The 21,347-nt window shown below is 50.3% G+C and carries 19 protein-coding genes; 13 read left to right on the forward strand and 6 right to left on the reverse strand.

Annotated features, from left to right (window positions below; translation table 11 throughout):
* The first annotated feature begins 109 nt into the window (after positions 1–109).
* On the forward strand, positions 110–2,758 hold the full coding sequence (gene pepN / locus QL234_RS18640; RefSeq protein WP_281559299.1) for an aminopeptidase N: 2,649 nt from the start codon (positions 110–112) through the stop codon (positions 2,756–2,758).
* Positions 2,759–2,888: 130 nt separating this feature from the next.
* Positions 2,889–3,356, forward strand: coding sequence for a nuclear transport factor 2 family protein (locus tag QL234_RS18645; RefSeq protein WP_281559300.1), 468 nt, complete (start codon positions 2,889–2,891; stop codon positions 3,354–3,356).
* On the opposite strand, the gene QL234_RS18650 is transcribed toward QL234_RS18645, so the two are convergent.
* From QL234_RS18650 to QL234_RS18675, 6 genes are all read right to left on the reverse strand, one after another.
* Complete coding sequence (locus tag QL234_RS18650) at positions 3,353–4,033, reverse strand: response regulator (protein ID WP_281559301.1); 681 nt, start codon at positions 4,031–4,033, stop codon at positions 3,353–3,355. The genes QL234_RS18645 and QL234_RS18650 overlap by 4 nt on opposite strands.
* A 21-nt stretch (positions 4,034–4,054) precedes the next feature.
* Entirely contained in the window at positions 4,055–5,749 is a 1,695-nt protein-coding gene (locus tag QL234_RS18655; protein ID WP_281559302.1) for an ATP-binding protein, read from the reverse strand.
* Positions 5,750–5,856: 107 nt separating this feature from the next.
* A complete protein-coding gene (locus tag QL234_RS18660; protein ID WP_281559303.1) occupies positions 5,857–7,551 on the reverse strand; it encodes a YHYH protein in 1,695 nt (564 codons plus the stop codon).
* Positions 7,552–7,574: 23 nt separating this feature from the next.
* Entirely contained in the window at positions 7,575–8,183 is a 609-nt protein-coding gene (locus QL234_RS18665; RefSeq protein ID WP_281559304.1) for a hypothetical protein, read from the reverse strand.
* A gap of 369 nt (positions 8,184–8,552) precedes the next feature.
* Entirely contained in the window at positions 8,553–10,286 is a 1,734-nt protein-coding gene (locus tag QL234_RS18670) for a hypothetical protein (protein WP_281559305.1), read from the reverse strand.
* A gap of 262 nt (positions 10,287–10,548) precedes the next feature.
* Positions 10,549–11,100, reverse strand: coding sequence for a carboxymuconolactone decarboxylase family protein (locus QL234_RS18675; protein ID WP_281559306.1), 552 nt, complete (start codon positions 11,098–11,100; stop codon positions 10,549–10,551).
* A 190-nt stretch (positions 11,101–11,290) separates the two neighbouring features.
* On the opposite strand from QL234_RS18675, the gene QL234_RS18680 reads away from it, so the two are divergent.
* The 11 genes from QL234_RS18680 (at position 11,291) to QL234_RS18730 (ending at position 21,263) form a co-directional block, all read left to right on the forward strand.
* Positions 11,291–11,878, forward strand: coding sequence for a TetR/AcrR family transcriptional regulator (locus tag QL234_RS18680; protein ID WP_281559307.1), 588 nt, complete (start codon positions 11,291–11,293; stop codon positions 11,876–11,878).
* Between the two features lie 154 nt (positions 11,879–12,032).
* The gene (locus QL234_RS18685) at positions 12,033–13,202 is read left to right on the forward strand and encodes a hypothetical protein (RefSeq protein WP_281559308.1); all 1,170 of its coding nucleotides are present in this window, start codon (positions 12,033–12,035) and stop codon (positions 13,200–13,202) included.
* Positions 13,203–13,367: 165 nt separating this feature from the next.
* Positions 13,368–15,392: a TonB-dependent receptor gene (locus QL234_RS18690; protein WP_281559309.1), complete on the forward strand. Its 2,025-nt coding sequence runs from the start codon at positions 13,368–13,370 to the stop codon at positions 15,390–15,392.
* Between the two features lie 411 nt (positions 15,393–15,803).
* Positions 15,804–16,745: an urease accessory protein UreD gene (locus tag QL234_RS18695; RefSeq protein ID WP_281559310.1), complete on the forward strand. Its 942-nt coding sequence runs from the start codon at positions 15,804–15,806 to the stop codon at positions 16,743–16,745.
* Positions 16,746–16,794: 49 nt separating this feature from the next.
* Positions 16,795–17,097 (forward strand): urease subunit gamma, encoded by a 303-nt coding sequence (locus tag QL234_RS18700; protein ID WP_281559311.1) that lies wholly within the window; start codon positions 16,795–16,797, stop codon positions 17,095–17,097.
* Between the two features lie 10 nt (positions 17,098–17,107).
* Entirely contained in the window at positions 17,108–17,419 is a 312-nt protein-coding gene (locus tag QL234_RS18705) for an urease subunit beta (protein ID WP_044834234.1), read from the forward strand.
* Positions 17,420–17,422: 3 nt separating this feature from the next.
* The gene (gene ureC, locus QL234_RS18710) at positions 17,423–19,126 is read left to right on the forward strand and encodes an urease subunit alpha (RefSeq protein ID WP_281559312.1); all 1,704 of its coding nucleotides are present in this window, start codon (positions 17,423–17,425) and stop codon (positions 19,124–19,126) included.
* Positions 19,127–19,153: 27 nt separating this feature from the next.
* The gene (ureE, locus tag QL234_RS18715) at positions 19,154–19,645 is read left to right on the forward strand and encodes an urease accessory protein UreE (protein WP_281559313.1); all 492 of its coding nucleotides are present in this window, start codon (positions 19,154–19,156) and stop codon (positions 19,643–19,645) included.
* Positions 19,632–20,345 carry an urease accessory protein UreF gene (locus QL234_RS18720; RefSeq protein ID WP_281559314.1) on the forward strand — a complete coding sequence of 238 codons (714 nt, stop codon included), beginning with the start codon at positions 19,632–19,634 and terminating at the stop codon, positions 20,343–20,345. Before ureE ends, QL234_RS18720 begins: the two co-directional genes overlap by 14 nt.
* A gap of 56 nt (positions 20,346–20,401) precedes the next feature.
* Positions 20,402–21,028, forward strand: coding sequence for an urease accessory protein UreG (ureG, locus tag QL234_RS18725; protein WP_281559315.1), 627 nt, complete (start codon positions 20,402–20,404; stop codon positions 21,026–21,028).
* Positions 21,029–21,062: 34 nt separating this feature from the next.
* On the forward strand, positions 21,063–21,263 hold the full coding sequence (locus QL234_RS18730; RefSeq protein ID WP_281559316.1) for a hypothetical protein: 201 nt from the start codon (positions 21,063–21,065) through the stop codon (positions 21,261–21,263).
* The last annotated feature ends 84 nt before the right edge of the window (positions 21,264–21,347 follow it).

Genomic DNA, 21,347 nt, shown 5'->3' on the forward strand with positions numbered 1-21,347 from the left:
GGGGGATTTAGCCGGGGCTTACTCTATATCAAAAAGTCATATGCCTTTATAATTTCGCCCGAGAGTACGACTTTAAGGTCGTTAATACCTGTCAGATAAGGAAAATATTTTGAAACTTGGCATTTCCACATTATTAGCATTAAGCCTGGGCTTAACGGCGTGTGCATCAAAGGATGATGCAGCCGGGAAAAATTTGTCCTACACCCCAAGGGAGCAAGCAAGTTATTTAACGCAGCAGCAGGCAATGTTGAGATCCGAGCGGGTCTCGAATGTTGATTATGTGCTGGACTTTACCCTGGGCACTGAGGAAACCTTCTCTGCAATTTCCCGGGTTGACTTTGATTTAAGCGATGTGTCATCGCCGCTAACCCTGGATTTGGATCAGGCCAAAGTCACGAAAGTGGTGGTTAATGGCGAAGCAGTCAGTGTCGATTATAACCAGTGGTTTATCACCTTGAGCGAGCAAAACCTTAAGCTCGGCCGCAATAGCGTGAGTGTCAGCTTCGAGCGCAAGCACAGCACCAATGGCGAAGGGCTGCACAGGTTTAAAGACCCGGTGGACGGCAAGGTCTATCTTTATTCCCATTTTGAACCGGCGGCGGCCCACCAAATGTTTGCCCTGTTTGACCAGCCGGACCTAAAAGCCAATTTTGAAATGCGGGTGCTGGCACCCAACGACTGGCACGTTTTCACCGCCATGAGAGAAAGCCGTATTGAGCAAGTCGGTGATAAAAAGCGCTGGTATTTCGACTCTTCCCTGCGCCTGAGTCCGTATAACTTTTCCCTGCATGCCGGACCTTACCGGGAGTGGCAGGACAACAGCGGCAAATATCCGCTCAGATTGTTTGCCCGCCAGTCGGTGGCCAAGCAGGTAAACCCCAGTGACTGGTTTACTTTTACCCACCAGGGGATTGGTTTCTTCGAAGACTATTACGGTATCGATTATCCGTTTCGCAAATATGATCAGGTATTAGTACCTGACTTCCTTTATGGCGCCATGGAAAATGCCGCCGCCATTACCTTTTCCGAAGGCAGCTTTTTAACCAATGGCGAGATGAGCCACAGCCAGCGGGAAAACCTGGCCCGGGTAATCATGCATGAAATGGCGCACCAGTGGTTTGGCAACTTGGTAACCATGAAGTGGTGGAACGGCCTGTGGTTAAATGAAAGTTTTGCCGCCTTTATGGCCACGCTGGCCACGGCGGAAGCGACAGAATTTACCGATGTCTGGCGTACCTTTTATGCCAGGGGCAAGCAGGCGGCCTACCGCCAGGACCAAAGGGTAACCACACACCCGATAGAAGTACCGATAGCCACCAGTCACAACGCTTTTGACAATATCGATGCCATTACCTATTCGAAAGGGGCCTCAGCGTTAAAGCAACTGGGGCATTTGCTCGGCGAAGAAACCTTCAGACGCGGCATTCATAACTATTTATCGAAAAATGCCTATCAAAATGCCGAACTGGATGATTTTATCAATGCTTTAGCCAAGGCGGCGGACAGGAACCTTGATCAGTGGAAGCAGGACTGGCTCTATCATGCCGGGGTCAATACCATACGTGCCGATTATCAGTGTCAGCAGGGAAAAATCAGCCGCTTTGCCTTAAAGCAATCGACCCAGGAAGGTATACCGACCCTGAGAGAGCAAAAAGTACAGTTGGGCTTGTTTAACAGCGACAACAAACAGTTAAAACTTACCGGCAAGCTGGCGGTGACCTATAAAGGAGCAGTCACCCAGGTTGATGAACTGATTGGCCGCCAGTGCCCTGAGTTGGTATATCCGAACTATCAGGACTGGGGTTTTGTAAAGGTGAACCTGGATCAGCGATCTTTTAATACCGCCAAACAGCAGCTAAGCCGGGTAGCCGATCCCCTGCTGCGCTCGATGTTGTGGCAAAGCCTGTGGGACAGCGTGCGTGACGGTCAGTTAGCGTTAAACGAATACCTGGAAATTGCCCTGTTAAATATCGAGCAGGAGCAGGATTACACCATTTTAGGCCAGGTATTGTCGCAAATCAGCCAGGGGAAAAATTATCTCAACCGTATTTACGGCCCTGAGCACAGCCGGGTGCAAGCCGTCAGTGAGCAACTGGAACAGCTGAGCTGGCGTGCGACTTTAGCCAATAAAGCAGACCGCAATAAACTCAGACGCTGGTTTAGCTATTACCGCACCTTTGCCAGTTCGCCTCAGGCGCTGGATAAGCTGTTACAGCTGTTGCAGGGGAAAACCGCCGTAGACAACCTGGAAATAGATCAGGATAAGCGCTGGCAGATCATCGGCCAGTTAAGCCGCTTCCAACATCCGCAAGCGGGTGAGTTGATCGAACAGGAACTGGCCCGGGATAATTCGGATAGCGGGCAGAAGTCGGCGCTTTATGCCCGGGTAATCGTGCCGGATGCCAAGGTCAAAGCCTCCTGGCTGGAAACAATTCAATCCGGCAACAGCGACTTGCCGTTTTCGAAAGTACGCACGGCGATGAATGCCCTGTATCCGGCGGAGCAGAACCGCCTGGCAGAGCAGACGGCGCAGCAAAGGCTGGCGACTTTGGCGCAGATGGATAAAGACAATAATCCTGTGTTTATGCGCAGTTATGCCAGACGCTTGATTCCGGCGACCTGCAGTGAAGCCAGTGTTAAGCGCCTTGATGCTGCCATTGAAAATTCAGCGGCTTTATCTGCCGGTACCCAGCGGCGGTTATTGGAAGCCCATCAGGAAGATCAGCGCTGTTTGACCATTAAAAATAAGATGTTGTAACTTTTTTTTTGGTTAAAAGTTAATCATTGACTCAAGAGCGTTTTTCGCTATTAAATAAAGCCTGGACTTTTGTCCGGGCTTTTTTAATTCAGACTTTTTTATTCAGAAAGCGACACGAAAGGGAAATAAAATGCCTGTTAAATTAATAATGTTTTTGCTGGTTATTGCCGGCCTTAATGTCACTTCGGTAACGGCCTGTGATTTCAGATGCACCTATAAAAAACATATCAGCGCGATTGAGAAAAAAGACCTAGCCTCGTTCGAATCTACCATTACTCCCGGAGACAAACTCACCTTTATCTTACCCGACGGTACCTTTTTTGAGGACAGCGCCAGCTACCGCAAGTTACTCAAGGGCTGGTTCGCCGAAGGGGGCTGGAGCTTTACCCCCGAGGTGCTTCAGGTGGAGGAAACCAGTGAAATGGGCACAGTATTGTTGAAGGTGCTTTACCATGAAGATGACCGTAACGGTAAACCTTATGACCTGGAGCACTATTTATATCTGGTGTTTAAAAAGCAGGGTGACAGCTGGTTTCTGATCCATGATCAAAATACCAAGGTTAAAACCGTTACCGGTGATAAGGCTAAGGCAAGCTAGCCGTCGTCAAAGCGGTAACCGACGCCGTATACCGAAACAATAGGATTATAGTCGCTTTTAATATTGCTGATTTTGCGGCGGATGTTTTTGATATGGGTATCGATATTGCGGTCGCTGACCTCTTCCGATGCAGTATAAACACTGTCGATCAGTGCCTGGCGGCTGTAGACCCTGTGACTGTTGGTGAGCAGTTTTTCCAGCAGTCGGAATTCTATTGGGGTCAACTCCAGCGCCTGGTCAAATAAACTGACCTGGTATTTGTCCGGTTCAAGGGCAAAACCCGATTGCTTGATCAGGTTTTCCGCTGAAACACCCACCCGCCTTAATACCCCTTTGACCCGGGCAATCATCTCCCTCGGGCTGAACGGTTTGCAGATATAATCATCCGCCCCCAGCTCCAGTCCCAGCAAGCGATCTATCTCTTCATTTTTGGCGGTCACCATAATAATGGCCACCTGGGAAAACATTCTGATTTCTTTGCATAAGGTAATACCGTCGCTGTCCGGCAGCATTAAATCCAGCAAGATCAAGTCTACCTGATTGTTTTTCACATGACTGACCACGTCTTTACCGCTGTCCATGTGGGTCACGGCAAAGCCGGCATTTTTACAATAGGCGATTTGCACTTCGGCGATATTCATTTCATCTTCAACAATCAGGATTTGCTGTTTGCGCATCTTGTTATTCACCTTAAATGATCAGTACTTTGACAGGGGCAGGGTCAGTTTAATGCATAATCCCCCCAGCGGGGAAGACATGGCGGTGATGGTGCCCTGGTGCGCTTCGATAATCTGTTTACACAGTGCCAGCCCTAAGCCTGAGCCGCCATATTTTCGGCTGCGTGAAGCTTCTACCCGGTAAAAGTGCTCGAACAGCTTGGGCTGCTTGTCTGCGGCAACGCCGGGGGCTGAGTCCTGAATTTGAATTTCCAGCGTTTGTCCCGTGTTATAGCTGATGATGTTAATCTTGCCCCCCGGGTGGGTATAGCGGCAGCAGTTTTCCAGCAGATTGGAAAACTGCTGCTGAATTCTGTCCTTATCGACAACGGCTTTAAATGCTCCGGCGTTGGCGGCATGCAGGTTATGGCTGACGCTGAGGTTACACTGCTCAAACTTCCCCCGGTAGTTCTCAACTACCTGCGACAGTAGCACCAAAGGCTGTTGTTCGGTTTTTTTATAGGTCAGGCCGCCGATATCTGAGCTGGAAAGCTGGTAGAGGTCGTCCACCAGGCGGTTTAATTTCTCGATTTCATCGATAAACAGGGCGATTTTTTTTTCATCCGCCTGGAATATGCCGTCCTGTATGGCAATCAGCTGGGACTTGATCACTGTGAGCGGGGTTCTTAATTCATGGGAGGTGTCCGACATCCACTGGTAGCGGTTGCTCTGGTTTTTCTCCAGGGTCCGGGCGAGGTCGTTGACGTTTTCTGATAATAGCCCCAGTTCATCCCGGGTCAGCAAAGGCACCCGGGTGTCGTAGGCACCGCTACGCAACCGGTTGGTGGCTGCTATCAGGCTTTTTATCGGCGCCACCAGATGGCGGGATAAACCCAGTGCCATAACCACGGCGAGAAAAATTACCGCCAGGGCGATCAGGGCAAACATTTGGTATTGCTGTTTCAGGAAAATGCTGGCGGGGCTGTTTTCCTGGGCATGGGCCGGCACCAGCGCCAGGTAGCCTACGGTATCGCCGTTAAAGGTGATGGCCTCGATCCACTCATTTTCATCAATATCTTGCCGGCCGACAAAAGGTACTTTGTTGGCGTCATAAAAACTGATGCGGCGCTCGGTTTTCATAAAGTCGTCGCTGCTGTTTTTAGCTGGTTGGTTTTTTGGCGGTCTGTTATGCCCGTCTCTGCGATCGTCTCTTGGCGGTGGCCTGTTATTCTTGTCTCCGCGCTCTTCTCTCGGCGGTGGCCTGTTATTCCTGTCACCGCGCTCTTCTCTTGGCGGTGGCCTGTTATTCCAGTCTCCGCGCCTTTCTCTTGGCGGGGGTCTGTTGTTCCAGTCATCGCGCCCTTCTCTTGGTGGTGGTCTGGGGCTGGATCGGTTTTCAGCATGGGGAGAGGCGCGGGGAGCTTCACTGGCCTCAGTGTTGTCGGCGTCGGGTTTAAAAACATCACGCCATAACTCCCGGTTTTCCGTCAGGGGCTGCCAGCTTTGGTGTTGCTGATAAACTTGGGTCAGTGACTGCTTCACCCGGGTAAAATATTGCTGGTCGCTGCTATCGACAAACTCGTTAAAACCTGAGGTTAAACTCCAGATCACCAGGCCCAGCAATAGCAACACGGCAATAAAATTGCTGACTAAAAAGGCGAGTGAAAATTTATGTAGCAGTTTCAAAGGATAAGATCCGGTGTTGGCGGTACTGGGGTTGATATCGGATTTGTTCACTAGCATAACCCCATTGGCAAAGAAAATACCGTTCTTTTTGGTTTTTTAGCTGATTTTTCTGCCGCTTAAACGCATGGGCAAAGGTGCACTTAAGCGGCTTTTTGGGCTTAGCGGCAATAAGTGCCGGTTTCCATTCTCCCGCCGCTGCTGACGGTTTTCTGTTCGAAATCATAGCAGTTGGCTGAGCTTGGCGATGGCCGGTAGGTCACGTAGTAATTTTGGCCGCGGTAGTCATAGCTCATGGTGCGGCTGCCGTCCTGGGCAATGACATGGCTGAGGTTGTCAACATCTCCTTGCGGCGGAGTCAGGTTGGCGCGGGCGCCTGTGCTGTCGCCGCTTAACGGGCTGACACGCGGCAGGATAGCGGTATTCACTTCACCCACCAGACACTGGATGATATAAGGGGGCGCCTCTGAGGTATGGTAGCGGTAGCCATAACTGGTATCGGGCTGGCCGTTACAAACATCTAAAGCACCGTCCTGAATCACCGAGCCGTCCGGGTTGTTATTGCCGTACAGGGGATAGCCGTCGTAACCCCAACCTATGATGGTATCGTCGGCTTTATCCGGTATGGCATCAATCATACAGTTGGGAGAAGCGTGGTAATGATAATCATCGCCGCGACCGGCATGGCCGCCGCAGTTATCCAGCTGGCCCAAAACCAGGGTATCGCTGTTGGGGTCATAGTTATAAATATCTAATTCTCCCTGGGCGGAATAATCGTAAATCGGTACGCCGTTCACCGCGACGCCGACGGCGGCATCGATTGTGGTCGGGCTGTTGGCCAGTTGCGGTAGCAGTTTGATCGGGGCGGCATAGTTGATGGCAGGTACCGGAATTTGCTCGTTGGTGCCGGTAATGCCATTCATCAGATCGTGAGCCGGATAGGTATCTGAGGTGATATAGGCATAATTTTCATCACAGCTCACCACCACATCATCAAAACCGCCGGCGGTGACGGAATCTGAGATCCGCTGGCAGGCGCCCGGGCTGATGTTGCCTTCGACGCCGCTTTCTGTACCCGAATTAAGATCACGTGCATAGCTGACGGTTAAACTTGCCGAGGCCAGGGTGATATCTTCAATGGCCGTCAGCAAGGTTTCCCGGTCCGCTGCGGCCGGATCGCCCAGGTTGGCATTATCGGATAAGGCATACAGGGTGAAGGTATAGGTTTTATCTCCCGGGCCCTGGGAACAGGGGGGCGTATATTCATTAAGGCCGTTGACACTGTTGGTGCCTAAGGTGCCGATCAGTTCTCCGCTGGCGATGGCATTGATTTCGGCGGGAATGTCATAGTCTATCCAGTACCAGTGGTTCCCCCCGTCGGGGGCCTGGTGGTCCATTAACAAGGCGAAATTTGTGGTTTGTGCCGGTGTGCCCTGCCAGCTTACCGGCGGAGAAATACTGTTGCCGTCACAGGTATAAGCTTTTGGCATGTTACCGCCGTCCGTCATCACCGGGCTGGTTAAGCTGAAATTTGCCGCTGCCGGGTCCGGCTCCGGGGTGGTTTCTTCCTGTCCTTGCCCTTGCTCTTGCCCTGGTTCTGAGCCGGGTCCCGGGCTTCTCGGGTTGCAGGCAAAATATTGCCGATCCGGGGTAAACTCACAATAGCCGTTTTCAACCCGGTTGCCCCGGCTTACCTGGCACTGGCTGAATTCAGCCTGATCCTGACAACTTGTGATTGCCTGGGGTGGGGGCTGGCCACCGGGACTTGGCGGTCTTGGCGGTGGTTCAGGCATAAAGGCCTGGGCCATAGAGGTTAATGCCAGCAGGCAGGCCGGGGTGATTAAATTAAGCTTCATGAGATATCTCCTTAATATGTGACTTAGTGTTTATCCGTATTCTGGTGTTGGTGTGTTTTGGCAAGAGTTTGTGCACCAAAGGCAACCCGGGCGCTTTGTCCTGCCGGGATCATCTGGTATCGGGGTTTGACTATGCTGGTATAAATCGCCCCCAGCGATGGCGGAAAGTGCATCTCCAGGTGGGTAACTTGTGTTTGTCCGTGGCTGCCGGCGAGTTTGACCGGGGTAAAGCCATGATGGTTCTGCGGTAAAAAAGCTATCCGCTCCAATATCAGCTTTTCGTCATTGATAGCTAAGCGGGTTTTTTTGATCAGCAGGCTTTTCAGGAATTGGCTTTGCTGCTCCGGCGTTAATGTGACGGGCATGAGTTCCGATATCTGTCCCGTCAGCCAGGCCTGGTTGTCCTGCAACCTGGCTTGCCAGTGTGCCAGATCCAGTTGCAGCAAGATTTCCACCTGGCCGTCCCTGAGGGTGATTTTGGCGGTATTCTCCTTTAAGGCGTGGCCATAGGCCTTATTGCTCAGCAGGGCGCTGCTGGACAATATCAGGCAACAAATAAAGATAGTGCTCAGTAACAGATAAGCCAGGTAATAGCGGTAGCCGGTATAGGCTTTTTTAATAAAGCTCAGCATGATGACTTCCCCCGGCGGCAGTTGCTGTCGCTACCGGCATTTAGGATGGAAATTATCAGGAAAGCGTAAAATGACTTCAGTTTGTTATGCATAAAGATCATCTGTTTCTGCTGGATGAGGAGTTAATAATGATCAGTATATCGAGGTAATATGGGGTAAAAATGGAAATGGGTGTGATGTTAATTTATTGATATTTAAAGTTGTTTTTATTTGCTGTGAAATTTTTTGTTAAATGTGTGGAAAATGTGTACCGGCTTGGCTGGAGCGTATGATAAAACTCCGGGCCTTAGCTATCAGCCCGGGATAAGCCCGGGCAATAATTTGCAAGGGCAGTGATGCTAATTTTTTATTTGATGCATCAATAAAGGATTAATCATTCCAGTAATGGTCAATCTTGTTGCCGTCTACCGTGATGCGCACATGGTAGCGGTTGCAAAAACAGGAGAAATGGAAATCCAGGGAGTTGTAATAAGAGGCATTATCTATGCTGTTGAGGAAGTTCTGGTAATTGCCATGGGTGCTGCTATTGCCGACATAAGCTCCCCAAAGCTGTCGCCCGCGGTTACCTTCGCAGCCATATTCGCCGTTGATCTTGCTGCTGCAGCCCCGAAAGACGGCAATATAAGAGTCGTTTTTGCGACCGATAATCCAGCGGCCGTTTTCCTGGCTTTCATCAAACTCTTCGCTTGGCCAGTGCAGACTGACATCGGTATCGAGCGGGCCAAAGAGATCGCCGGCATTGATTTCAGAATTGGGCCAGTAGATGGCCATCAGCAGGTTATCCTGTTGGATCACTTTCGGCAGGTGGGTGTTGTTGGTTTGGCTACCCCGGCTGTTAAAGCTTTTCACTTCGCCGGACTGGCTCCAGACGGCAATATCTTCCACCGTGGCAACCCAGGGCCAGGTCTGATAACCCATATAACCGCCGTAGTGGTTGCCAAGCGAGCTCAGTACCACGGAGTTGTTTTTATAGATATCGACATTCAGCCCTGAGAGGTTGGAGCCGCGGGTAAAAGTCGGTGTCAGGTTTTTGCCCAGCAGGCGCAGCGGCGTGACGACATCTTTAAACGACTGGTGCTCTTCCAGCGAGTAATAATCGTCTATGCCCCAGAACGTATCGGACCAGGTATCGGGATGGAAATACCCGCCGAAGCTCCACTGGAACAATACCCTGTCCTGGCGGGAGAGACTGCTGTTGACGGAGGCCGTAGTGCTGTGGCCATTGGCAACAGTTTTATTCTCAACCGCCGACCAGCTTTCGATCACTGAGGTCATGTCCACGTTTGTGGTGCTGATAAACGCACTGCCGGCGCTGGCACTCGTTGGCTCTTGGCCCAGGCCGGTCAGCACATAGATAACCTTGCTGTGGTTGGCGGTATAGGCGTTGAGGTATTTGCCGGTATTGGAACGTCCAGCTGCCGGGAAAAAGACCCCGCGATCATTGGTGGCCCATAATACTTCCGTTAACAGGCGTTTCACCGCCCCTGTGGCCAGGGTTTTAATGGTTTGATCCCGGGAAAAGTCGGCCAAATTCAGCAGCGCCGACATGGTATAGGGAAAGTAGTTGGGGGACAGGAACTCATAAAAACCGTAGTTGTTTTTCAGCTCTAGAAAATGCACTAAACGCTGGCGCATTAAGCTGTCCGCAGCCTTGTTGTGATGTTCATCCAGCAGCCAGGCGGAAGAGAGCCACATGATCATATGGTTTTCCGACCAGTAAATATAACTTTTCTCGCCGGACTCCAGCCACAGGGGCACACCGGAGTCTTGGATGCCGTCGGTGATTTGCTGGTCGTATTCGTCACTGAGGTTGAGGACACGGATCAGCTTGATCAGGGTGAAATCTGCCTTGTCTGAGCTGCGGTAGTCGTCGAGCAAATCATCCACCACTGAAGGGTTGCTGATATCCAGGGCCGCCAGTATCGGCATGGCGCTGGTGGAGGGGCTGGCGGCGGCAATCTGGTTATGTGCCTGCTGGCGCTCCTTAAAGGCCTGCTCGGTTGTTTGTGCCTTGGCGGCGGTGATAAAAAAACTCAGCAATAGCAAGATAAAAACACTTACTCTATTGCTGAGGGGAGAAGCTTTTAACAACGGATATTTCATGTATTTTCATTAATTTATTCTGATGGGGCATACCTTCCCCTTACAGGTCCGATGACAAAATTTGACAGGAAAACTGCCATATCTGTTGAGGTAAACAAGAGGCAGGGATAAAAAATGGCGTAAAAATGAACTTTAGGCGGAAAATTGTCCGGGATTTTCCTTAGACGGGCAGGGAGAAATATAAGTCTGGGCTTTGGGGTTGCACCGGGGGAGAGTCCCCCGGTGTTTTTTGCATATGTGCTGTTGTACGTAAAGTGCGGGGTTATTGCTTTTGCCAGCTAAAAGCTTGAAACGGTTCATCAACCGGGGTTTGTGCCAGGTGATTAACATAATTGCTCATCACTTTCTGGGACAAGCCCAGCACTATATCCAGCAGGTGTTTTTTCTGGTAGCCGGCGGCATAAAACTTTTCTATATCGGCGGCATCTATCACGCCGCGGTTTCTTACCATCAGTAAGGTGGTTTGCCGTAAGGTTTCCAGTTTATCGCTGGGCAAAGGGCTTTCATCCCGCAATGCCGTGATAATGCCCTCATCAATTTTCATGCTGTGGGCGATGGCGGTGTGGGCGGGCACACAGTAATGGCATTGATGCTCAACATTGATGGTTTGCCATACTACGGTTAATTCCTCTTTATCAAAGGACGATTGCATAAATAAGGCATGCAGTTGCTGGTATGCCTCGAGCGCCTGGGGAGACTCTGCCATGACCGCATGCAGGTTGGGGATCATACCAAAGGATTTCACCGACTGTTCCAGCAGGGGTTTTGCTGCTTGCGGCGCTGTTGCTGATGTATGTAGTTCAAAGCTGCTCATGGCTGTTTACCTCGATTTTTTCAGTGTTTGGATAAAGAAAATGTTCAAGTTTATATTCATGCTTTAATAAACATTAGTTGATATTGAACGATCGTTCAAGTTATATTTGAACAAGTGTTCAATTTTGTTTTTTGGATGTTATTTAACCCTTAACTAAAGGAAAGTAGAAAAGTAGGAAAGTGAAGCTGTTATGGCCAATAAAGTAAAATTTGATCGGGATGAAGTGATAGATAAAGCCACCTTGCTCTTTTGGCAGCAGGGTTTTGGCGGCACCAGCATGCGTGATTTACAGCAGCACCTGGATATGCGCCCGGGCAGCATTTACGCCAGCTTCGGCAGTAAAGACAATTTATTTAAGGAAGTGATCAAGTGCTACGGCGAGCAATGCCTGCAAGCTCTGGATCGCTTTCAGCTTGATGCTTCGGGCCCGCTGGTGGGATTAAAAAACTTTATTCATCATGTCACTTTAGGGGAGGAGGAGCCTGCCCAGTGCCGTTTATGCCTGCTGGCAAAAACCTTAAGTGAGCTGCCGGCAGAACAACAAGAGCTGATCGCCGCCGCCCAGCAGGCGTTATTGCTGGTGGAAGGTAAGTTTGAGCAGATATTGCTGCGGGCCAGGGAGCTGCAGGAGTTGTCGTCCGGCGCCGACTGTCAGCGGCTGGCGAAATGGCTGCAAATGCAGCTTATGGGGCTCAGGGCATATGCCAAGAGCCAGGCAGGTAAAGCCGAGCTGGAAATGATGATTGACGATATTTTTACCAGTTTAAAAAGTCGCTGAAATTTAATTAAAAATCGATAAATTCCCTTCATTTGATAAGAAATTAGTTGTTTGTCAATATTGTCTTCAAACTAAAAATCCGTATGATGCACGACCCAATTTAATAATTCTGCCACTCAGCCAGTGGTTTTTATTTCCGGAGCGCTTGTACACAGTGAGAAAGCTATTAACTTCCCCGTCTAAAATGCCTTTATCCGACAATGAAGTCATTATTTATCAAAATGCCCTGAAACAGGTATCTGACATCAGTTTAAACCTGATGGCGGTGAAAGTTGAAAATCACCCCGCTGAATTTAATTTATGGTGCCGTGAGCTGGCGGAAATTTGTTTATTCAAAGTTAATCGTGACTTACTGGACGAAGCGCAGTTTAAGCCGTTAAATAAACTGATCGACCTGATGAAGCTTGGCGCCAGCGTCAGCCAGCTACGTATGTCCTGTATTGCGCCTTGGCCGTTTTATGTCGGCTTTTTGCAGGAGCAGGCCGAGATCCATGCCCTGGAAGAACGCAGCCGCTTGCTGACTTTTATTGAGAAAATAAAAGCCACGCCGCTGGCGGAAATGATCAATGAAGACCGCCTGGCTTTTGCCGGCAAGCACACCAGCGGCCATGATACCGCCGTGTATAACTTTGATGTCGAATGGTTTGGCGGCACTAAGGGCGCGAAAGCGTTTCACAATGTCCTGGCCCAGTACCCTGAGCTGCTTGATACTGCCCTGGCGCATATCCCGTTAACCGGGGAAGTGACCAAGAGCGATTATCAGGCGTTTGTCCGCGATTTTAAACTTGCCTTCGATAAAATCGGTGAAAAAGCCACCTTGGCCCCCGCCACCCGCTTATTGGCGATGCGCCGCCCGGACCAGTTTGTGGTCTTGACCAGCGGCAAAATCGACAGCATTTGCCAGGGGGTGGGCATTCCGCGTTTAGGCAACCAGAGTTTTGACGATTATTTCACTGCCCTGATCGGCAGCGTACGCAATATGGCCTGGTGGCGTCAAGATGCGCCGGAAGATGAACAGGAACTGTTCCTGTGGCAGCACAGGGCGATCTTACTCGATATGTTGTTTTATGCCGACAAGCAAACGGCTGAAAACTCCAATTATCTGAAATTATTGAATAAGCCGGTGAAAGTGAAGGCTGAGCGGGCTGCAGGAACAAGCGGCCGCCGCAGCAAAGATACTGCCGCCATGCTGGTAGACCGTGCCCTGGCCGCTGAAGATATTCCCGAGCATATCCTGGCAAAACGCGACTCTATTGTTGCCGAAGTGGAAAAGGGTAAAAAAGTGGAAGATGTGCTGAATTTAATGCGCATGATTTTTGGTTAAGCCTTTTTCTTAACTTGTTGTTTTCAGCGCTGCTAATGCGGCAGCGCTGTTCTGCTCCACTCGGTTCTCTTTTTAATTCCCGCTGTTATCTGCCGTCAACTTCAAGGCATAAAATAAAGGGTAAGCTAAAATAGTTATTGTCAGCTTCTGTCTGGACAATACCTTATGCGATGCTTATCTCACCCGGGCATATCTGCTGCTTGCTATCTCCTGGCCCTGAACTGTTTTGCTGTCAGTGCAGAAGAAGATGCCAACAAGCTTTTTAGCCTCTCCCTGGCGCAGCTGTCTGAGCTTAAAGTGACCTCTGCCACTAAGCATAAGCAGCCGTTAAACCAAATCCCGGCAACCGTTTATATTTTTACCGAACAGGACTTTAGCCGTTATGGCTTTCGGGACCTTAAAGATGTACTCAAATATACCTGCGGGGTGGAATATGGTGATCCCCATTCCTGGCTGCAGGGAGGACAGAGAGGTTTTACCGGTACCTGGGCGCAGACCCGGATACTGGTTGATGGCCGGGATGCCGATGAAATCAGTCGCAACAAGGCGCATATCGTCCATCAATATCCCCTTTATAATGTTAAGCGGGTGGAAGTGATCCAGGGGCCAGCCTCCTCTCTTTATGGCGCCGATGTTTTTGTTGGCTTGATTAATATTGTCACCAAAACCAGCGACAATTCCGCACCGGGACAATACATGTCCATGGTCTATGCCAGGGGGGAAGATGAGCTGGAAAGTGCGCAAATCAACTACTCATGGATACACCGGGAAAAACCTTGGGGCTTAAGCCTGCATGCCAGCTACCTAGATCTTAAAGACCCGGATTATTCTGACTATGTATTAACAGATGAATACAGTTATTTGAACCAGGAGCTCAGAGCCGGTTTTATGCGCACCGGTTTCCCCTATAAAGACGATAATGAAGGGCTGAACCTGCTGCTTAATTACCAAAGGGAGTTAAGCGACTCAAGTCAGTTGGAGCTCGGCGTGGATGTGCGCAACAGCCGGGATGGCGGCGGCATAGAGAATCCCGAGCTGATTTATAGCAATTTCAAGGAAACTAAAGATCAGCTGCGTACTTATCTGAGTTATCAGCAAACCCGGGAAAACGGGGATAAGTTATCCTTCGATTATCAATTTGTGCGGGAAAGAACCATTTATGACTTTAACCTGCGTAATCTCGATCTCGGCAACCCGCCGCCGCTGCTGAGCTTTGCCCAGGAATGGACCCATCTGAAAAACTATACCCTGCAATACGATATCAACAATCAGGAATTGGATAACTATCTGATTTTGGGGTTGAATTACAAACATTTGGATCAGGCGAAACCGCAATTCGAACTCAGCAGTTTTGATGCCACCGAGCCGTTTCTCGAACACAAGGTAAAATCCCTGTATGTTCAGGATCAGCAAAGCTTCTGGCAGGGTAAGTTCTTGCTGACATTGGGGGCCCGCCATGATGACAGTGATTTATACGGCAGCGTTAATACTGTCAGGGGGGCAGTGCAATATAATATCAGTGCAAACCAGTCGGTGAAGCTGCTTTATGGTGAAGCTTTTCGGGAGCCGACCCTGTTTGAATTAAGTACCAATAAAGATCTCAACCCTTCGGATATCACCACTACGGAATTTGTTTATGATCATCGGCCGAATAATGCTGTCAGCTATAAGCTCAGTCTCTATCACAGTGAAGCTAAAAATATTATTGCCGAAGATCGCCAGTCTACCGATGGCATAGATCGCAATATCGGCAAAAAAGAAGCCGATGGGCTTGAATTATCCATGCAGTGGCAATTAAGCCGCTATCAGGGGTTCTTCTGGCTCAACGGTGTTGATGTTTCCGAAGAGCTGGATGTTGCCGAGATAAAAATGGCAGCCGGTATCACCCGGATATTGGATAGTCACTGGCAAGTCAGCGCGATAACAAAATATACCAGCGAAGTCGATACCGAGGCTTTTAATGAAAATGCCGATCGGGAAATTGTCGAAGTGGATAGTTATCACACCTTAGATATTATTCTGAAAAGTAAAGAATTCACTTTCGGTAATGCCGGCTTGGCTTCTCTGACAGCAACGATAAAAAATGCCTTTAACCATAAAAACTTTTATTCCAATCCCAGGGGACCGGACCCGATAAAGTTTCTCGATCAGGGACGCAGTTTCAGCCTGCAGGCAAACTTTACCTTCTAGCCGTTATTTCCTTCTGCCAAGTCCGTACAAACAGCCTGCCACGGCTATTTAGCTGCTACAGGCATAGTAATTGCTCAGATGAAGATGAATATTCGTGAGTTAATCTCATGTTTTTAATGCTTTATTTAGCTAAGCATCGGTTGGCTGGCTGCTAAAGGCCGCAGGCAGCAAGCGCGGCTACTTTGCTCATTTGTACACAGGGGCGGATGTTTGAAAATAGTCTATGCTCTAATTTGGTGCGCCGGTGATCACCAGGCACTAAAAAGGTGCAAAATAAAGGAGCGATTACTCTTTAGCCATAAAAGTAATAAAGCTTTGCCTGAAGGAAAAGGAAGAAATGATGATAACCCGGTTACAACAAAAACAAGCGGGTCAGAACAATTTGCCGGGGAGTAAACTGGCGGGCTGCATATGTTGACCGAAGAGCGCATTGCAGCAAGCACGCCGGAAAAAGAAGTTATCCCTAAGATAAGCGCTGCAACTTTGGGTAAAAGAGCCTGGTTTGCCAGGCTGGCATTGGAATTTAGCTTTGGTGCTTACGGTACTAAACTAAGCTCGGTTAAACGTCATGGGCCCCTGTCGGTGCAAAAAGCCTTTTATCCCGAGGGGGCCGATTGCGCCCATCTGTATTTATTACATCCTCCCGCCGGCATAGTCTCCGGCGACTGCCTGGCGATTTCTGCCTCGGTTAATGAAAAAGCCCATGCCCTGCTGACCACCCCGGGGGCCAATCGTTTTTACCGGGCGCGTTGCGATACCCGCTTGGGGGAGAGCAAGCAGCGCCAGCAAGTTACCCTGAAGCTGGCCAAGCAGGCGGTTTTGGAAAACTTTCCCCTGGAAATCCTGGTATATAACGGCGCCGATGCCGTCAGTACGCTGGATATTCATCTGAGCCGTCAAAGCAGTTATCTCGGTTGGGATATCGTTTGCCTGGGGCTGCCGAAATCGGAGCAGCCCTTTAACAGCGGTGGTTTTACCCAGGTAAACCGCATTTACCTGGAACAAGCATTAACTTATCACGACCGTATTCATATTAACGCCGAAAATGGCTTATTAACACATCCCGCCGGGCTTGGCGGCAACAGTGTCTTTGGCACTTTCATCATTGCTGCCGGTGCCTTATTTGGTGACGGCAAACAAAGACAGGCGCTGATTGACAATATCCGGGCATATCTGGAGCAAGGTCAGGCACAGCAACATATCAGCATCAGCGATATCAATGGCATTTTAGTGGCCCGTTATCTTGGCAATAGCGCACAGCAGTGCCGCTTGCTCTTTACCGGTATTTGGCAGCTGGTGCGGCCTTTATGCCTGAACCGGGAGATCAGCGAGCCGCGCATCTGGTTTACCTGATGTTGCCGGGCAAGTGTGAACAACGAATAAATAAAACGAGTGGAAACCTATGGAACTATTACCCAGAGAAAAAGACAAGTTGCTGCTGTTTACTGCGGCACTACTGGCAGAGCGGCGTTTAGGCCGGGGATTAAAGCTCAACTACCCGGAAGTGGTGGCTTATATTTCGATGGAAGTCATCGAAGGGGCGCGGGACGGGAAAACCGTGGCCGAGCTGATGGATTTTGGCCGTAGCTTACTGACGCGGGAGCAGGTGATGGAAGGGGTGCCGGAAATGGTGGCGGAAGTGCAGGTTGAAGCCACTTTTCCCGACGGCACTAAGCTGGTGACGGTACATGAACCCATAGTTTAACGGAGGAAATATGATCCCAGGTGAAATCAAGACCGATGGCGGCGTACACGAACTTAATGTCGGTCAGGAGAAACTTACCCTCAAAGTCGCCAACAGCGGCGATCGTCCGATCCAGGTGGGTTCCCATTATCATTTTTACGAAGTGAATCCGGCGCTTAAATTTGACCGCGAGGCCAGCAAAGGTTTCCGCCTGGATATCACTTCGGGGACGGCGGTGCGCTTTGAGCCGGGGCAGGAAAGGGAGGTTACTTTAGTGGCCTACCGCGGACGGCGGCATATCTATGGCTTTCGCGGTGATGTTATGGGCGAACTGGAGGATTAACAGATGGCAAATATAGATAAAGATGCCTATGCCCATATGTTCGGGCCAACCACAGGCGATAAGGTAAGGCTGGCGGACACGAATTTGTGGATTGAAGTGGAATACGACTACACCGAATACGGTGAAGAAGTGAAGTTCGGCGGCGGCAAGGTGATCCGCGACGGCATGGGACAGAGCCAGGTGTCCAGTGTCGAAAGTCCGGATCTGGTGATCACCAATGCCCTGATATTAGATCACTGGGGCATAGTCAAAGCAGATATCGGCATCAAAGCTGGGCGTATTGCCGCGATAGGCAAGGCGGGTAATCCGGATATTCAGGATAATGTCGATATTGAAATCGGTCCGGGTACGGAAGTGATCGCCGGTGAAGGCCAGATAGTGACGGCGGGGGGCATAGACGCCCATATTCACTTTATCTGCCCGCAGCAGGTGGATGAAGCCCTGATGTCGGGGGTGACCACTATGATAGGCGGCGGCACCGGACCTGCGACCGGCACCAATGCCACCACCTGTACCCCGGGGCCGTGGAATATCACCAAGATGTTGCAGGCCACCAATGATATGCCGATGAACTTTGGTTTTCTCGGTAAGGGCAATGCCAGCCTGCCACAGGCGCTGGAGGAGCAGATCAAGGCGGGGGCGTGCGGCTTGAAACTCCATGAAGACTGGGGCACTACCCCGGCGGCTATCGATAATTGCTTGTCGGTGGCGGAAATTTATGATGTCCAGGTGGCGATCCATACCGATACCTTAAATGAGTCAGGTTTTGTGGAAAGTACCATTGCCGCCTTTAAGGGGCGTACTATCCATACCTATCATACCGAAGGGGCCGGCGGCGGCCATTCGCCGGATATCATCAAGGCCTGCGGCGAGGAAAATGTTTTACCTTCTTCCACCAACCCGACCCGGCCGTTTACCGTCAATACCATAGACGAACACCTGGATATGTTGATGGTGTGCCATCACCTGGATCCGGCGATACCGGAAGATGTCGCTTTTGCCGACTCCCGTATCCGTAAAGAAAGTATCGCCGCCGAAGATATCCTCCATGATCTCGGGGCCATCAGCATGATTTCTTCCGATTCACAGGCCATGGGCCGTGTGGGGGAGATGATCACCCGCACCTGGCAAACCGCCCATAAAATGAAGGAGCAGCGCGGGCCGCTGTCGCCGGATAAGGAAGCTAATGATAATTTTCGCGCCAAGCGTTATGTGGCGAAATATACCATCAACCCCGCCATCAGCCATGGTATCAGTCATGAAGTCGGCTCGGTGGAAGTGGGCAAACTGGCGGATCTGGTGTTATGGAAACCGGCATTTTTTGCCATTAAACCTGCGTTGATCATCAAATCCGGCTTTATTGCCGCTGCGCCCATGGGAGATGCCAATGCTTCTATTCCCACGCCGCAGCCCGTTTATTACCGGCCTATGTTTGCCTCGTTTGGCCAGGCCAGTGCTGCCAGCTCGATGACTTTTTTATCCGGGGCGGCAATCGAGGCGCAGGTACCGGAAAAAGCCGGCATGACCCGCATGGTGGGGCAATGCCGCAATACCCGCAATATCAGTAAAAATGACATGGTGCACAATGACTGGCAGCCAAAAATAGAAGTGGATGCGCAAACTTATGAGGTGCGGGCCAACGGCGAGTTGTTAACCTGCGAGCCGGCAACAGAGCTACCGCTTGCGCAGCGTTACTGCCTGTTTTAGTTCCATGGGAAACAGAAGGAAACATAGATGTTACAAGTATTTGAGCGCCTGGGGCTGAAGTCTCAGGCGCATAAGCACCGGGTTATTGATGACAGTATTACCCTGGACTTTGATACCCGGCAAAAGGCGCGTATTAAAGGCACCACAGACAAAGGGCTGGCGGTTGCCATTTTTGTCGAACGTGGGCATCCGTTAAAAATCGGCGAGTTGCTAAAAAGCGAATGCGGGCAATTCATTGAAGTTATGGGCTCTCCCGAGCCTGTGACCACGGCCCTTGCTACTGACTGGTTAACTTTCAGTAAGGTGTGTTATCACCTGGGCAACCGTCATACCCGGCTTCAGGTAGGGGAGTTATGGCTGAGGTTTCAACCGGATCATGTGCTGGAAGAGCTGGTATTAAGGTTTGGCTTAACCTTAAATCATCAACCTGAAATATTTGAACCGGAAAGTGGTGCCTATGGTGCGGGGCACAGCCAGGGTCATCACCATACTCATGAGCATGCCCATGAACATGGATAGTGCCGGAGGACGGGAAGCTATGGCGCCGCTGCAACTTAACCGTTTATTGCAACTGTGCAGCGCCAATTTACCCGTGGGCGGTTTTTCCTTCTCCCAGGGACTGGAATACGCCACAGAAAAAAACTGGGTAAACGACCAGGCCAGTGCCCACAGCTGGATTGTCCTGAACCTGTCCCAGGGGATTACTTATACCGACCTGGCGCTGTTAAAGCGGTTATATCTTGCGATTGAGCAGCAAGATATGGCGCAGGCCATTTATTGGAATCAACACTTGATAGCCTGCAGGGAAAGCAAGGAATTGCGGCTGGCGGATGTGGTCATGGGCAAGGCCCTGATGCGTTTGCTGGCGGGGTTGGATGATATAGCGCTTGGCCGGTATCAGGCGTTAACAGATCGGGCTGAAATCAGCTTTGTCTGCACTTTTGCGCTGGCGGCTTATTTGTGGGACATAGATATTATCAGCACCTTAAGCGGTTATTGCTGGACCTTTATCGATAACCAGGTGGCGGCGGCGACTAAGTTAATCCCGCTCGGACAAACCCAGGGACAAAACCTGCTGTTTAGTTTAAGCCGGGAAGTGGCACAGGCGGTGAGTAAGGCCGATCAGCTTGTTGATGAAGATATCGGCGCCAGCCTGCCGGGATTAGCCATGGCTAGCGCCTGGCATGAAAGCCAGTACAGCCGCCTCTTTCGTTCATAAAAGAGTTTGGCAGGGAGTTTACTTTGCATGTTTTTAGGAGAAGGTTAGGAGAAGAGATGAGAAAAAAACAAGTATTAAGGATAGGGGTCGGCGGACCTGTCGGCTCGGGAAAAACCGCGCTGTTAAGGTGCCTGTGTCTGGCATTGCGGGATAAGTACGATATAGCGGTGGTGACCAATGATATTTATACCCGGGAAGATGCCGAATTTCTTACCCGCCATGATGCCCTGGAGACGGAGCGTATTGTCGGGGTGGAAACCGGCGGTTGCCCCCATACCGCGATCCGCGAGGATGCTTCCATGAACCTTGCTGCTATCGATGATTTGCAGCAAAGCTTTCCCGATCTGGACTTTGTCCTGGTGGAAAGCGGCGGTGATAACTTAAGCGCGACTTTCAGCCCGGAACTCTCGGATCTGACCCTGTATGTGATCGATGTTTCCGCCGGCGATAAAATTCCCCGCAAGGGCGGTCCGGGGATCACTAAGTCGGACTTATTGATCATCAATAAAATTGACCTGGCGGATATGGTGGGGGCCTCGCTGGAGGTGATGGATCGGGATGCGAAAAAAATGCGCGGCGATAAGCCTTTTGTTTTTGCCAATATGAAAACCGAGCAGGGACTGAGTGACATTATCGGTTTTATCGAATGCGAAGGCATGTTGCAGCCGTTAGCTGTAACTTAATCATAAATATTCACCTTAAAAAGAAGAGGGCAAGATGCGACTATTCACTGTTATTAAAATAACCTTCATTTTTATTGCCAGCCTGATCTCTGGCCAGGCGCTGGCCCATACCGATCATGCGCTGGGAGAAGGTTTGGCTCACTATCTCTATCATGGTGTTTCAGCTGTTATTGTTTTGTTGGTGTTGGCCAATGTCATTGGCTGGTGGCGGGAAAAATACCTTAAACAAAAATAACGGATATGGCTTAACGGGATTGCAAGACTCCCCAGATATTTTGTGCCATATCAGGCATAAGTTTCTCTGTTTGATATGGCGGTT

The sequence above is a fragment of the Thalassomonas sp. RHCl1 genome (assembly GCF_947387555.1).
Taxonomy (GTDB): Bacteria; Pseudomonadota; Gammaproteobacteria; order Enterobacterales; family Alteromonadaceae; genus Thalassomonas.